The sequence below is a fragment of the Caulobacter sp. GW821-FHT10A10 genome (assembly GCF_059415745.1).
Genome location: NZ_JBWKNV010000003.1, coordinates 497,932 through 511,757, shown reverse-complemented (window position 1 = coordinate 511,757; position 13,826 = coordinate 497,932). Strand labels below are relative to the sequence as shown.

General features: G+C 70.4%; 15 protein-coding genes. 9 read left to right on the top strand and 6 right to left on the bottom strand.

The features are described 5' to 3' along the window. The first annotated feature begins 6 nt into the window (after positions 1–6). Genes AC07NS_RS11770 through AC07NS_RS11760 form a run of 3 tightly spaced genes read left to right on the top strand, consistent with a single transcriptional unit; the run spans position 7 to position 1,172 of the window. Positions 7–453 carry an SRPBCC family protein gene (locus AC07NS_RS11770; protein ID WP_494603317.1) on the top strand — a complete coding sequence of 149 codons (447 nt, stop codon included), beginning with the start codon at positions 7–9 and terminating at the stop codon, positions 451–453. Further along, positions 440–781 carry an ArsR/SmtB family transcription factor gene (locus tag AC07NS_RS11765; RefSeq protein WP_494603315.1) on the top strand — a complete coding sequence of 114 codons (342 nt, stop codon included), beginning with the start codon at positions 440–442 and terminating at the stop codon, positions 779–781. The genes AC07NS_RS11770 and AC07NS_RS11765 overlap by 14 nt, the downstream gene beginning before the upstream one ends. 43 nt (positions 782–824) lie before the next feature. Beyond that, positions 825–1,172 carry a hypothetical protein gene (locus tag AC07NS_RS11760; protein WP_494603314.1) on the top strand — a complete coding sequence of 116 codons (348 nt, stop codon included), beginning with the start codon at positions 825–827 and terminating at the stop codon, positions 1,170–1,172. Positions 1,173–1,183: 11 nt separating this feature from the next. Here the strand turns inward: AC07NS_RS11760 and AC07NS_RS11755 are convergent, their stop codons facing one another. Continuing rightward, on the bottom strand, positions 1,184–1,984 hold the full coding sequence (locus AC07NS_RS11755) for a CAP domain-containing protein (protein WP_494603312.1): 801 nt from the start codon (positions 1,982–1,984) through the stop codon (positions 1,184–1,186). Between the two features lie 62 nt (positions 1,985–2,046). Between AC07NS_RS11755 and AC07NS_RS11750 the strand changes: the two genes are divergently transcribed. Further along, complete coding sequence (locus tag AC07NS_RS11750; RefSeq protein ID WP_494603310.1) at positions 2,047–2,610, top strand: nucleoside 2-deoxyribosyltransferase; 564 nt, start codon at positions 2,047–2,049, stop codon at positions 2,608–2,610. Between the two features lie 138 nt (positions 2,611–2,748). On the opposite strand, the gene AC07NS_RS11745 is transcribed toward AC07NS_RS11750, so the two are convergent. Further along, positions 2,749–3,759, bottom strand: coding sequence for an SDR family oxidoreductase (locus AC07NS_RS11745; protein WP_494603308.1), 1,011 nt, complete (start codon positions 3,757–3,759; stop codon positions 2,749–2,751). Between the two features lie 119 nt (positions 3,760–3,878). Here AC07NS_RS11745 and AC07NS_RS11740 point away from each other — a divergent pair, with 119 nt between their 5' ends. Next, the gene (locus AC07NS_RS11740; protein WP_494603306.1) at positions 3,879–5,252 is read left to right on the top strand and encodes an MATE family efflux transporter; all 1,374 of its coding nucleotides are present in this window, start codon (positions 3,879–3,881) and stop codon (positions 5,250–5,252) included. Next, positions 5,249–5,584, top strand: coding sequence for a barstar family protein (locus AC07NS_RS11735; protein WP_494603305.1), 336 nt, complete (start codon positions 5,249–5,251; stop codon positions 5,582–5,584). The genes AC07NS_RS11740 and AC07NS_RS11735 overlap by 4 nt, the downstream gene beginning before the upstream one ends. Here AC07NS_RS11735 and AC07NS_RS11730 read toward each other — a convergent pair. Continuing rightward, entirely contained in the window at positions 5,581–6,483 is a 903-nt protein-coding gene (locus tag AC07NS_RS11730) for a cobalamin biosynthesis protein CbiG (protein WP_494603303.1), read from the bottom strand. The two genes, AC07NS_RS11735 and AC07NS_RS11730, sit on opposite strands and share 4 nt — an antisense overlap. A 156-nt stretch (positions 6,484–6,639) precedes the next feature. Further along, complete coding sequence (gene mdoH / locus AC07NS_RS11725; protein ID WP_494603301.1) at positions 6,640–8,634, bottom strand: glucans biosynthesis glucosyltransferase MdoH; 1,995 nt, start codon at positions 8,632–8,634, stop codon at positions 6,640–6,642. A 283-nt stretch (positions 8,635–8,917) separates the two neighbouring features. Between mdoH and AC07NS_RS11720 the strand changes: the two genes are divergently transcribed. Further along, on the top strand, positions 8,918–9,268 hold the full coding sequence (locus AC07NS_RS11720; protein ID WP_494603299.1) for a copper-binding protein: 351 nt from the start codon (positions 8,918–8,920) through the stop codon (positions 9,266–9,268). Between the two features lie 111 nt (positions 9,269–9,379). On the opposite strand, the gene AC07NS_RS11715 is transcribed toward AC07NS_RS11720, so the two are convergent. Next, on the bottom strand, positions 9,380–10,405 hold the full coding sequence (locus AC07NS_RS11715; RefSeq protein WP_494603297.1) for an NADP-dependent oxidoreductase: 1,026 nt from the start codon (positions 10,403–10,405) through the stop codon (positions 9,380–9,382). A gap of 102 nt (positions 10,406–10,507) precedes the next feature. Between AC07NS_RS11715 and AC07NS_RS11710 the strand changes: the two genes are divergently transcribed. Beyond that, positions 10,508–11,437 carry a Gfo/Idh/MocA family protein gene (locus AC07NS_RS11710; RefSeq protein ID WP_494603295.1) on the top strand — a complete coding sequence of 310 codons (930 nt, stop codon included), beginning with the start codon at positions 10,508–10,510 and terminating at the stop codon, positions 11,435–11,437. A 181-nt stretch (positions 11,438–11,618) separates the two neighbouring features. Here the strand turns inward: AC07NS_RS11710 and AC07NS_RS11705 are convergent, their stop codons facing one another. Further along, positions 11,619–12,809, bottom strand: a complete 1,191-nt coding sequence (locus AC07NS_RS11705) for an MFS transporter (RefSeq protein WP_494603293.1) — start codon at positions 12,807–12,809, stop codon at positions 11,619–11,621. A gap of 123 nt (positions 12,810–12,932) precedes the next feature. Here AC07NS_RS11705 and AC07NS_RS11700 point away from each other — a divergent pair, with 123 nt between their 5' ends. Next, positions 12,933–13,823, top strand: a complete 891-nt coding sequence (locus AC07NS_RS11700) for a LysR family transcriptional regulator (protein ID WP_494603292.1) — start codon at positions 12,933–12,935, stop codon at positions 13,821–13,823. Positions 13,824–13,826 lie beyond the last annotated feature (3 nt).

The window sequence follows — 13,826 nt, the reverse complement described above, 5'->3', positions numbered from 1 at the left end:
GCTGAAATGACCGACCGCATCGAGAAGACCATAGTGCTGAACGCGCCGCTGGAGCGCGTGTGGAACGCCATCGCCGACCACGAGCAGTTCGGGGCCTGGTTCCGGGTCAAGCTGGACGGGCCGTTCGTGCCGGGAGAGGACTCGACCGGCCACATCACCTATCCGGGTTACGAGCACATCCAGTGGCGCGCGCAGGTCGTGGCCGTGGAGCCGATGCGACGGCTGGCCTTTCACTGGCATCCCTACGCCATCGATCCCGAGATCGACTATTCGGGCGAGACCCCAACCCTGGTCGAGTTCCTGCTGACGCCGGAGGGGCAGGGCGTGCGGCTGGACGTGGTCGAGAGCGGCTTCGACGCCGTGCCGGCCCATCGCCGCGACGAGGCCTTCCGCATGAACGAGGGCGGCTGGGCCCAGCAGGTCGAGAACATCAAGGCCCATGTCGAGGGGTGAGGCGGCGGACGCCGCCGCGCCCGACCCGGCGGTGGTTTTCGCCGCCCTTGGCGATCCTACCCGCCTGGCCCTGCTGGACCGGCTGAGCGACGGCCGGCCCCGCTCGATCTCGGCCCTGGCCAGCGGCGGCGACATCACCCGCCAGGCCGTGACCAAGCACCTGCGGGTGCTGGAGGGCGCGGGGCTTGTCGCCAGCCTGCGCGAAGGCCGCGAAAGCCGCTTCGCCTATCGCCCCGAACAGGTGCGGCAGGCGCGGGTCTGGCTGGATACGGTCTCGGCCCGCTGGGACGACGCGCTCGGGCGGCTGAAGGCGTTCGTGGAGGGGTGAGGCTGGCGTTGCGGAGCGTCGTCCGTCGCGGCAGTCTGGCGGCATGATCGCCTCGCTCGTCTTCGCCCTCGCATTCGCCACGCCGGACCTCGCCGATCCGCCGAAGCAGGTGCTTGAGCGCGCACGTGTGACCTCGGTCGCCCCGTCGCCCTGTAGTTACGGGCTCCTGGCCTGCTACGCTCGGATCACGGTGGCGACAAAGGATCAGCCGTCGCTGGACCTGTTCCTCATCGCCAACCCCGACGCCCATCTGCCGGCGCCGGGAGAGAGCTGTGATTTCGAGGTCCGTCGCGGGCTGTTCGCCGACGGCCTGGGCCACCGCCTGCCGCGCTCGGCCGACCGGCTGGAGATCCAAAAGTTTTCGTGCTCGGCCGCCGCGCCGAAGTCCTGAGCCCGGTCCGGCTAGCCCAGCACCACCACAGGTCCCCAGGCCACCTGGTAGCGGTGCGCGCCGCTGGACAGGTGTGGGCGCAGCTGCCAGGCGCCGGGTGGGATAGCGACCGGTTGGGGGCGTTCGACATAGGTCTGGGTCAGCACTTCGCCGCCGGGATCCGACAGCGAGAACTGGTCGATGCGTGGGCTGGCGCGAGAGAGGGCGGTCGCGATGGCCTCGACCGAGGGCGCGCGCAGCGGGGCGGGAGCGGCCAGGCGGGCCGAGACCTCGGCATAGACGCCCACGGCGATGACCTCCGGTCCGTCGCGCAGGGCCGCGTAGCCCACGTGGGTCAGGCCCGGCGCCAGCAGGTTGGCGCGGTGGCCGGGGCTCGACTTCCACTGGCCCATGATCTGGTCGGGACGCACGGCGCCCGAGGCGTTGCGGCGCATGGCGATGTTCTCTGCCGGGGCGCCGACCAGGTCGCGGGCCAGCAGGCCGACGCGGGCGGCGGGGCCGAAGCCTTCGCGGGTCATGTGGTCGTAGATGCGGGTGCGGGCGATGTCGGCGGCGTGGGCGCGGGCGGCCTGGGCCAGACCCGGATCGAAGGTCAGCGGCGACAGGCGCCTAGCCTCGCGGAAGGCGTCGCCCTGGTCGAGCAACTCGCGCTCGAAATCGGCGTCGAAGTCGCCGCGACGGGCGGCCAGCTGGTCGCGCAGGCGGCGCTCATAGGCCAGCCAGGTCTGGGCCGGGGCGGCTTGCGCGAGCCCAGGCAGGAAGAGGGCCGCGACGCCAAGGCTGAGGACGGTTCGGCGGGGAAGGGCGGTCATCGGGGCGGGCTTTGGCTCCAATACAGTTGACAGGACAGGCCGGTCGTCCGCTCTAAGGCCGGATGCGACCCGTCCGTTCCCTTTGGCTGGCCGGCCCCGAGGCCTGGCTCCCCGATGCAGAAGCCCAAGACCTGCGGCGCAAGGCCCTGTGCCTGGACGCCGGCTTCACGGCCTTTTCCGGCGCCCAACCGGCGCCGGGCGACGAGTTCAGCTCCGAGATCCAGGCCCGTGAACTCTACATGGAGCGGATGGCCCAATTGCGTCGGGCCGACGCGGCGATCGTCAACCTGACCCCCTGGCGCGGGCCGTCCTGCGACGCGGCCACGGCCTTCGAGGCCGGGGTGCTGGCGGGGCTGGGCAAGCCGATCTTCGCCTATCTCAACGTCGAGGACGAAAGCCTGGCCGAATATGTCGACCGGGTCGAGGTGCTGGTCGGCGCCGAGCGCGGCGAGGACGGGATCTGGCGCGACGAGGACGGCTGCGTGGTCGAGGACCTGGGCCTGCCCGAAAGCGTCATGCTGTGGGCCGAGGCGCGGCGACTGTTCGTGATCGTGACGCCCGAGCCGCTGCACGACCTGACCGGGCTGGAGATGTGCCTTCAGGCGCTGAGGCTCTACGCCGAGTAAATCCCTCTCCCCCTGCGGGAGAGGGTGGCCTCCCAGAGGGAGGTCGGGTGAGGGGTCTCTCAGAAATCGGCGGAGAGGCCTTTCGACCCCTCATCCGTCGGCCTTCGGCCGCCACCTTCTCCCGCAAGGGGAGAAGGATCATCCCCCGTTATAACCCCCAATGATCGGCAGCACCTCGCCGGTGATGTAGCTGGCCGTCTGCGGAGAGGCCAGGAACACGTAGGCCGGGGCGATCTCCTCGGGCTGGGCGGGGCGCTTCATCGGGGTCTTGGCGCCGAATTGGGCGACCTGCGGGGCCTGCTTGTCGGCCGGGTTCAGGGGCGTCCAGACCGGGCCGGGGGCCACCGCGTTGACCCGGATGCCCTTGTCCACCAGATGCGTGGCCAGCGACCGGGTGAAGGCGTGGATGCCGCCCTTGGTCAGGGAATAGTCCAGCAGGTCCTTGTTGCCGAGCAGGCCCGTCACCGAGCCGGTGTTGACGATCGCCCCGCCGGGCGGGATCACCTTCACCGCCGCCTGGGCCATGTGGAAATAGCCGTAGAGGTTGGTCTTCAGGGTGCGGTCGAAATGCTCGGGCGTCAGGTCCTCGAAGGCCGTGACGTGCTCCTGGAAGGCGGCGTTGTTGACCAGGATGTCGAGCTTGCCCAACTCCCGCACCGTCTTCTCCACCGCCGCCTTGGCGTAGGCCGGATCGGCCACGTCGCCGGGCAGCAGGATGGCGCGGCGGCCTTCCAGTTCGACGGCCAGGCGGGTCTCCTGCGCGTCGCGGTCCTCGTCGAGATAGGCGATGGCGACGTCGGCGCCTTCGCGGGCGAACAGCACCGCCACGGCCCGGCCGATGCCGCTGTCGGCGCCGGTGATGAGGGCGACCTTGCCCTCCAACTTGCCCGAACCCTTGTAGAACGGGGCGTCGTACATCGGGGCGGGATCGAGTTGGTGTTCCTGGCCGGGCTTCTTCTGGTGCTGTTCGGGGAACGGCGGGGCCGGGTAGGGACGGGCGCCGGCCTGCATGGCCTCCGGCTTCTTTTCCTTTCCGTCGTCCTCCTTGAACGAGCGCTGCTCCTTGGCGTCCAGCGGAGCCTGGATGTCGCGCTCGGACTGGGCGGCGCGCTCGCCGGCGGCTTCGAAGTCCTTGGCGGTGTCGGTCATGGCGCGTCTCCGGCGGCTGGGAGACGGACCAACCGATGGGCGCGCGCGCCGTTCCAAGCATCACTTGCCCAAAGCCCGGGCATCGGCCACTTTCCCGCCCCTCTTAGAAAGGCCCTTCCATGTCGCGTCCCGCGGCCGCGCCGGCTTCCGGGAAGTCGCGCGGCGTCATCGCCCAGGATCTGATCGAACTGCTGCGCCTGGCCGGGCCGGTGGTGCTGTCGCGCCTGGGCATCATGGTGATGGGCCTGACCGACGCCATCGTCGTGGGGCATTATTCGGCAAAGCAGCTGGGCTTCCACGCCATGGCCTGGGCCCCGACCTCGGTGTTCGTCACCGTGACGGTGGGCCTGCTGGTCGGAACCCAGGTGATGGGCTCGCGGGCGCTGGGGGCGGGGCGGCTGCACGAGGCCGGGGCGGTGCTGCACCGGGGCGTGAAGTACGGCCTGTGGCTGGGTCTGGCCGGCTCGGTGCTGCTGGCTCTGGCCGCGCCGCCGCTGCTGCACCATGTCGGCATCGACAAGGCCCTGGCCGACGGCGCCACCGCGCCGCTGATCGTCTTCTCGCTGTCGCTGACGCCCTACGCGCTGAGCGTGGCGCTGAGCTTCTGGCTGGAGGGCCTGGGCCGGCCGGGGCTGGTGACGGTGACCATGTGGATCGCCAACCTGATCAACCTCGGGGTCAACCTGCTGCTGGTGCCCGGCGTCATGGGCTTGCCGGCCCTGGGCGCGGTCGGCGCGGCCTGGGCGACCTTCGTGGCCCGCACCGCCTTCACGATCATGCTGGCGCTGGTCATCGTCCGGCTGAAGGACGCGCGCGAACTGGGCGTGTTCGACAAGCCGGCCCGGGATCGCGCCGCCGAGAAGGACCAGCGCCGCGTCGGCTACGGGGCCGGCACGTCCAACCTGTTCGAGGTTTCGGCCTTCGCCGGCATGAGCCTGGTGGCCGGCTGGCTGGGCGGGCTGAACGTCGCGGCCTGGGCCGTGGTGCTGAACGTCGCCGGGGTGATCTTCATGGTCCCGCTGGGCCTGGCCACGGCCACTGCGGTGCAGGTCGGCCGGGCGCATGGCGCGCGCGATCCGGCGGGCATGAGCCGCGCCGGCTGGATCGCCTTCGGCGTCACCGCCGCGTTCTCGCTGATCGTGGCGCTGCTGCTCTATCCGCTGCGCCACCTGGTGGCCGGCGCCTATACCGCCGATCCCGCCGCCATCGCCCTGATCGCGCCGGCCCTGGTGCTGACCTGCCTGTTCCTGGTTCCCGACGCCGTGCAGGTGGTCTGCGCCCAGGCTTTGCGGGCGCGCGGCGAGGTCTGGATCCCCGCCGGCACCCACATGGTCGCCTACGCCCTGATCATGGGCCCGCTGGCCTGGTGGCTGGCCCTGCCGATGAAGATGGGTGTCAACGGCATCGTCTGGTCGGTGATCGTCACCAGCTTCGCGGCGGCGGCGATGCTGCTGGGGCGGTATCGGATGCTGGATCTGAGGGAGCGCGGATGAACGCGACGCTGGCCGAGATTCCGGTCGAGGAGATCGTCGACTGGGACAGCTTCCACACGGTCTTCCGCGTGGCGATGGGCTTCCCTGAATTCTACGGACGCAATCTCGACGCCTGGATCGACTGCATGGTCTCGCTGGACGACGCGGCCGCCGGCATGACCGCCGTCACGGTCGAGCCCGGCGGCCTGCTGGCGCTGGCGATCGACGGCGTCGAAGACTTCCGCCGTCGCTGCCCCGAGCAGTACGAGGCGCTGGTGGATTGCGCCGCCGCCGTCAACCAGAGCCGGCGGTCGGTGGGGCTGCCGCCGGTGCTGGCCCTGGTCTTCCGCTAGATCGAGGCCCCCAGGATCCAGCCTTCCTCGGTCTGGACCTCCTGCACGAGCGCCTCCGGCGCGTCCTTGCCAAGCCCGAACAGGGCGGCCAGCTTGCCGGCCTCGTCGAGCTTGGCGAAGTGTTCGGCCAGGGTGCGCACCTGGGCCAGGTCCTTGATCTCGCCAGGGCCGGGCACGGCCTTGACCAGCGAGGGATAGACCTCGGCGGCCACGACCTCGACGCCGTCGAGGTCGGCCTCGGTCAGGGTCTTGAAGCCGGTCTCGAACGGCCACACCCGCAGGGTCTCGCCGCGAGCGTCCTTCAGGCGGCGCACGGCCGGAATGCCCATGATCGCCTGGCCGCCGACCGAGCCGTTGTAATAGAGCTTCCAGATCGAGTGCGCGCCCTTGGCCGCCACGTCGGCATGGCGGAATTCCGGCAGGTCGTCCGGGCCATGCTCGCGCGTGCGCTTGGGCTGCAGGGTGGTCAGGGCGTCCTTGGGCGGGCAGCCCCAGAACGGGAACGGCCCGCCGGTCAGGCGGCGGTTGATCTCCGAGCCGACCCCAAACCGATTGTTGGTGTTGTCGGCCTTGTCCTTGACCATCTTGTTCAGCTGGTCCCAGACCGCGCGCCAGGGCGTCTCGCCCGGCAGGTTCAGGGCCTGGGAGAAGCCGCGCGGAAAGCCCAGCGGGAAGTCGAAGCCCAGCAGGGCGCGCTCGCCGCGCTTCTTCAGGTCGTCGAGGATCACGGCCAGCTTCGCCTCGGCCTCGTTGCGGGTGGCCGGGTTGTAGCTCTCGAAGGTCAGGCGGAAGCGCACGTCGCGCTTGAGCACGCCGATCCAGACGGAATCCGCGCCCGTGGTCGGCTTGGCCGCCGCGCTCCAGTCGACGATCACATAGGCGCTGAAAAGCCGCGACACGGCGGAGGCTCCGTCAAATCCAAACGAAGCGCGCTTCTACTCCCCCGGAGGGCGAGCCGCCAGACGTTGCGGAGCTTGAGTAGCTGTTTCTGGGCGGCCGAAAACAAAAAGCCCCGCCGGCGAGGGCGGGGCTTTTCACATTGTGGCGAAGGGCGATCAGGCCGCGTTCTGCTCGGCGGTCGCCAGGGGCGCGGCCGGGGCCTTGCCGACCTTCCAGCGGGCGGGCGGCTCGCAGACCGGGCCGAGGGCGGCGCGGACGATGGCCGGCGGGGTGCGCTCGTCGGGGGTCATGAACAGGCCGTTGGCCTTCAGGGCCAGGCCAGCGGCCTTGCTGGCGCCCAGCATGGTCAGCGGCACGGCCAGGATCAGGCCGGCCAGGATCGGGGCGGTAGCTGTCAGCAGGTCCGGCGTGAACCAGAACATGGCGGCCAGGGCCAGGCCCGTGGCGCTGATCCAGCCCATGGCGGCGCAGGCTTCCTTGAAGGCGACCTTGTCGGCGTCGCGGCGCTGGGCGCTCCAGCCGCCGACGCGGCCGGCGAGGATTTCCACGAGGGCGCGGGTCTGGGTGAACATCAGCATCGGGGCGACCAGGGCCGAGAGCAGCATCTCGACGCCCAGGCCGGCCATCACGCGGCGACGGCCGCCGAAGCCCTTGATCTCGTGCTTGCGCATGAAGATCAGGGTGGCGCCCATGATCTTGGGGCCGAACAGCAGCACGAAGGTGATGATCATCGCCCAGGCGGTGGCCTGGATCTCGCGCCAGTCGATCAGGGCGTGGGCGGCGGCCTGCAGGTCGGCCATGGTGAAGGCGGCCTTCTTGACCTCGGGCATCAGGGCCCGCGAGATCACGCCGGCCGACAGGGCCACGAACCAGATCGGCGACAGTGCGTAGCTGAGCACGCCGATCACCAGGTGCAGGCGGCTCATCCAGTGCAGGCCCGGCAGGCCGATCAGCGGCACGTGCTGGACGTTGCCCCGGCACCAGCGACGGTCGCGGGTGGCGAAGTCGAGCAGGTTCGAGGGGCTCTCCTCGTACGAGCCTTCCAGATAGGGGGCCAGGTGCACGGCCCAGCCGCCGCGGCGGAGCAGGGCGCTTTCCAGGGCGTCGTGGCTCATCACCTCGCCGCCGAAGGGCTTGGGGCCGTTCAGCGAGGGCAGGCCGCAGGTCTGGGCGAAGGCCTTGGTGCGGATGATGGCGTTGTGGCCCCAGAACGAGCTTTCCGAACCCGACCACCAGGCCAGGCCCGTCCAGGCCACGCGGCCATAGAGCTTGGTGGCGAACTGCAGGGTGCGGGCGAAGATCGTCTGGCCGTTGATGATCGTCGGCATGGTCTGGATCAGACCCACGCCGGGGTGACGCTCCATGGCGTCGGCCAGGCGCACCATGGCGTCGCCGGTCATCAGGCTGTCGGCGTCGAGCACCAGCATGTGCTCGTAGTCGCCGCCCCAGCGGGCGACCCAGTCGGCGACGTTGCCGGCCTTGCGGCCCGTGTTGTCGGGGCGGCGGCGATAGAAGGCGTGGCTCGAGGCCTCGCGGCGGAAGCGGGCGAAGCAGGCCTGCTCGGCCAGGGCCACGGCGGCGTCGCGGGTGTCGGAGATGATGAAGATGTCGAAGGCGCGGCTGTTGCCGGTCTCGGCGATCGAGGCGTCCATGGCCCGAAGGCGCGCGAACACCGCTTGGGCGTCCTCGTTGTAGACCGGCATCAGGATCGCCGTGCGGGCGCGCGGCTTGGGCATGGGCTTCGAGCTATCGATGCCCAGCGGATCCTTCGGCGTGCGCAGCAGCACCACGAAGCCGGCGACGGCGGTGACGAACCACAGGGCCAGGGCCAGGAACAGCGGAGCCAGCAGGGTCAGGCAGACGGCTTCCAGGCGGGTGACGCCGCCCAGGGCCACGGTGTCGAAGGTGGCCTTCCAGCCGGCCGCGCCCATGATGGCGGTGGCGATGAACACCACCCAGCGGCGCATGACCGTTTCCGAGCCCGGGGTGCTGACGGCGCGGGCCGCGCCCTGCCAGAAGCCCAGCGGCTGGACCGGCATGGCCAGCGGCGCCTCGGTCGGGATTTCGACCCGGTCGCGCGGAGAGATCACGGTTTCGAAGGCCACCGGGGTGGAGGTGGCCAGGTCGAAGAAGGCGCCGCGTTCGGTCATCGGTTCCGTCTCGGTGATCCGACCGTGGTCGGACGAAATGCAGAGCTTCGATTTCACGCCGAACGCCTTCACGGGACGCCTCCGGTCCGCTAGGGATCGGCTGCGTTCAGGGAGGGGTCTGGCGTTGCACGAAGTCCGGCGGGAAGCCGCCGACGCATCTAGAGTAAAACTTCGATCACGAAATCGCTATCGAAAATGTGATCGATTTCGCAGGTGCGATGAAAAAACTGTGCAAATGCGCTCAACGGCGCGGCCGGAAGTCGTCATGGGATTGGGTAAGGCTATGAAGTTCAAGGCAGTTTTGGCGTTTCTCGCGGTTGCGAGCCTGGCCGCCTGCGGTCCGGCCCCGAAGGGCGACAGCGCCACGCCGCCCGCCGCCCGGCCCGCGCCGCCGATCTCGACCGCGCCGGAGCACGAGACTCAAGGCGTGATCGCCACGATCGACGGCCAGGTCCTCACGCTCGATCACGACGGCGCGAGCGCCGCGCCGCTCCCTGCCGGTCGCACGACCTTCCAGGCCTATGGCGACGTCCTGGCCGAAGCCCCGCTCGAGCCCGGCGCGCGGGTGACGTTCAAGTTCCGCAAGGTCGCCGTCGGCGAAGGCTGGGAACTGACGGAGATGCGGGGGCGGTGAACCCCCTCCGGCCCTCCGGGCCACCTCCCCCAGAGGGGGAGGATCTACGCCGCAGATGCTCCCCCTTTGGGGGAGCTGTCGGCGAAGCCGACTGAGGGGGCCTTCCGCCCCCTACAGCTTCACCAGCATCTTCCCGAGGTTCTCGCCCGAGAACAGCTTGATGAAGGCCTCGGGCGCGCGGTCGACGCCTTCCAGCACGGTCTCTTTCCAGGTCAGCTTTCCCGAACTGATCCAGTCGGCCATGTCGCGCACGAAGGCGGGGAAGAGGTCGTAGTGGTTGGAGACGATGAAGCCTTCGAGGCGAAGGCTCTTGCCCACCGCCTGGATGATGTTGGCCGGTCCGGTCGGACGGCCGGTGTCGTTGTACTGCGAGATCATCCCGCACAGGGCGAAGCGGCCGAACGGACGGGCCGAGTTCAGGGCCGCTTCCAGGTGCGCGCCGCCGACGTTCTCGAAATAGACGTCGATGCCCTTGGGGGCGACCTTGGCCAGTTCCGCGACCACGTCGGGCGTGGCCTTGTAGTCGATCACGTGGTCGACGCCGATCTCCTTGAGGAAAGCGACCTTTTCCGGTCCGCCGGCCGAGCCGATCACGGTGTGGCCCTTGATCTTGGCGATCTGGCAGACGACCGAGCCCACCGCGCCGGCGGCGGCCGAGACGAAGACGACGTCGCCTTCCTTGAGGGCGGCCACGCGCAGAAGGCCGGCGTAGGCGGTCATGCCGGGCATGCCGGCCACGCCCAGGAACGCCTGGGGCGGCATGCCGTGGGTGGAAAGCTTCATGATCCCGCCCATCGGGCCGGCGGCGGCCAGGGCCTTCGGATGGGCGTTGTAGGCCTCGCGCCAGCCGAACATCGAGCTGACCAGGTCGCCGACCTTGAAGTCCGGATCGTTGGAGGCAGTCACCTCGCCGACCGCGCCGCCCTGCAGGGCCTTGCCCAGCTCGAACGGCGGCACGTAGCTCTTCCGGTCGGTCATGCGCCCGCGCATGTAGGGATCGACCGACATGTAGAGGTTCTTGACCTGGATCTCGCCGTCGCCGGGCGGGGGCAGGTCGACGCTGGCCAGTTCGAAGTTCTCGGCGGTCGGCACGCCGACGGGACGGCTCTTGAGGCGGATCTCACGCGACGTGGTCATGGCGACCTCCCTTATGTTCTGGTTCAAACGAATGTTTAGCGCCGCCTCGCGCCCTCCCGCAAAGCTTTTCGCGGCCTCCCGAAGCGGCTAGAGACAGCGCCCATGACCCAAGAAGCTCAAGTCCAAGTTCTCAAGGCTGGTGTCGTCGGCGCCGGCGTGTTTGGCGGCTATCACGCCAAGAAGTATGTCGAGCTGCCGGGCGTCGAGCTGGTCGGCGTGTTCGACATCGACCTTGCCCGGGCCGAAGCTCTGGCCGGCCCGCTAGGCGCCAAGGCTTATGACGACATGGACGCCTTCCTGGCCGCGGTCGACGTCGTCACCGTCGCCACCCCGGCCGTGCATCACGCCAAGGCCGCGCTGGCGGCGCTGGAGGCCGGCAAGCCGGTCTATTCGGAAAAGCCCCTGGCCGTGTCGCCGGAAGACGCCGACGCCCTGATCGCCGCCGCCGCCAAGGCCGGCGTGCCCCTGGCCTGCGGCCACCAGGAGCGGGTGGTGTTCCAGGCCATGGGCCTGCTGGACATTCCCGAACAGCCGACGCGCCTGGAAGCGGTGCGCCGCGGCACGCCGTCGGACCGCAACCTTGATGTTTCCGTGGTGCTCGATCTGATGATCCACGACATCGACCTGGCCCTGGCGCTATGCGCCGCCGATCCGGTGGCCGTCGAAGGCGAGGGCGAGGCCGATCGCGGCTACGGCCTGGACTGGGTGAAGGTGGAGGCCACTTTCGCGAATGGGTTCACCGCCGTGTTCGACAGCTCCCGCGTTGCGGAAGCCCGGGAGCGGACGATGAAGGTCGTCTTCCCGTCGGGCGAGGTCGAGATCGACTTCCTGGCGCGCACCTTCCGCAACACCACGCCGTTCCCGCTGATCGAGGACTTCACCGAGACCCCGGCCGGCAAGGACCCCCTGGGCCAGAGCGTCGCCGGCTTCCTGAAGGCCGTGCGTGGCGAGGCCCCGCGTCCGGTGGTCACCGGCGAGGAAGCCGCCCGGGCGCTCGACCTGGCCCTGGCGGTCGAGCACTCGGTGGATTGATCGCTTCCCTTTGATCGTCATCCCGGCCGAAGCGCGCAGCGCGTAGAGCCAGGACCCAGGGGCCGCCGCATTGCGCGGGCGACCGCGGGGTTGCGGCGTCGTTCGTCGAGCTCGGTCCCCCTGGGTCCCGGATAACGGCTTCGCCGTTTCCGGGATGACGAAGTTGGGGAACTGGAAGGGCCTACCCCTTCCGCCCCAGCAGGCTTCCCACCTGCAGCACGCTGGCCACCGCCGCCAGGCCCGCGCCGAGCAGCGCCACGCCGGTCCAGCCGCCGGTCTTCCAGGCCGCCGCGGCGGCCGCCGAACCCGCCGCGCCGCCCAGGAACATCCCGCCCATGAACAGGGTGTTGAGCCGCGCCCGGGCCTCGGGCCGCAGGGCGTAGACCAGGTGCTGGTTCGAGATCAGCGCCCCCTGAATGGCGAAGTCGAGCAGGACGACGCCCGCGACCAGGCCGGCGATCGAGATCCAGGTTCCAAACAGGATCCACGAGGCCAGGGTGAGCACGGCCCCGAGCGCGATGGTCAGGTGCGGGCCGCGCTTGTCGGCGATGCGGCCGGCGATCGGCGCGGCCAGCACGCCGACAACGCCGACGATCCCGAACAGGCCGGCGACGTCGGCCCCCAGGTGGAAGCGGGCCTGCAGCTGCAGGGCCAGGATCGTCCAGAAGGCGGTGAAGGCGGCGAACAGGCAGGCCTGGGTCAGGGCGGCGCGGCGCAGGGCCGGGAACTCGCGCCACAGCTTGCCCAGCGAGGCCAGCAGGCCGGCATAGGTCAGGTCCGTATCCGGCTTGCTGCGCGGCAGGGCCAGGGCCATCAGGCCGGATGCGGCCAGGGCGATCGGCGCGCCCAGCCAGAACATCGCCCGCCAGCCGGCATGCGCGCCGACGAAGCCGGCCAGGGTGCGCGACAGCAGGATGCCGCACAGCAGCCCCGCCATCACCGTGCCCACGGTCTGCCCCCGGCGTTCGGGCGCCGAAAGATGGGCGGCGAAGGGGACGATCTGCTGGGCCACGGTCGCGCCGGCCCCGACCAGCAGCGAGGCGACCAGCAGCAGGCCGGTGTTCGGCGCCAGGGCGGCGGCGACCAGGGCCAGGGCCAGCACCAGGAACTGCACGACGATCAGGCTCTTGCGCTCCATTCGGTCGCCCAGCGGCGTCAGCAGGAAGAGGCCGGCGGCGTAGCCCAGCTGGGTGGCGGTCGGCACGAAGGCGGTCAAGGTCCCGGGCAGGTCGCGCTCGATCAGGCCCAGCATCGGTTGGTTGTAATAGATGTTGGCCACGGCCAGGCCGGCCGCGGCGGCCATGGCGAAGGTCAGTCCCTTGCTCAGGGCGTGGGTATTGGACGTGTCGGCGGGAAGGGCGGCTGCGCTCATCATCGGCTCCAGGCCGCCCGGCGGAGGGGCGGCGTTCCGTGTCAGTCGCCCGGCTATATAGAGCATCCCAGATCCGTTTATAGTACGGTCTTGCGTTAAGTCGGCATAACGGAATTCGATAGAATGGATCTCGCGGACGTCGGCGTCTTCGTGGAGGCGGCGCGGGCCGGCAGCCTGGCGGGCGCGGCCCGGCGGCTGGGCGTCACGCCCATGGCCGCCTCGCGCCGGATGGCGGCCCTGGAGCAGGAGGTCGGGGCGCGCCTCGTCCATCGCACCACCCGCGCCCTGTCGCTGACCCCCGAGGGCGAGGCCTTCCTGCCTCACGCCCAGGCCATGCTGGAAGGCGAGGTCGCCGCCCGCGCCGCCATCCGGCCGTCCGACGCCGGGGCCTCGGGCCTGCTGCGCGTCACCGCCTCGGCGGCTTTCGGCCGCAAGGTCGTGGCCCCGGCGGCGGCCGCGTTCATGCACGCCAATCCCGAGGTCGCCATCGACCTGCTGCTGACCGACAGCGTGGTCGACATCGTCGCCGCGGGCCTGGACCTGGCCATCCGCATCGCGCCCCTGCGCGACAATTCGCTGGTCGCCCGCCGCTTGGCCGGCAATCCCCGCGCCCTCTATGCCGCGCCCGACTATCTGGAGCGTCGCGGGGCGCCGGGCCGCCTGGCTGACCTCGCCGAACACGAGTGCCTGGCGATGAGCGGAACCACCCACTGGTCGTTCGAGGCCGGCGGCCGGGCCGTGCAGCAGAAGGTCGCCGGCCGTTTCACCGCCTCGGGGATCGAAGGCCTTCACCAGGCCTGCCTCGGCGGGCTGGGGATCACGCCGCTGTCGGCCTGGGACGTGCGCGACGAGGTCGCCGGCGGCCGGCTGGTCGAGCTGCCGCTGGCCGACGCCGCCTTGCCCGGCTGGTCGATCTGGGCCGTCTATCCGACCGCGCGTCTGGCCCCGCCCAAGGTCCGCCTGTTCGTCGCAGCCCTGGCCGAGCGGCTGGGCGAGGGTTTGGGCGAGCCCTGAGGA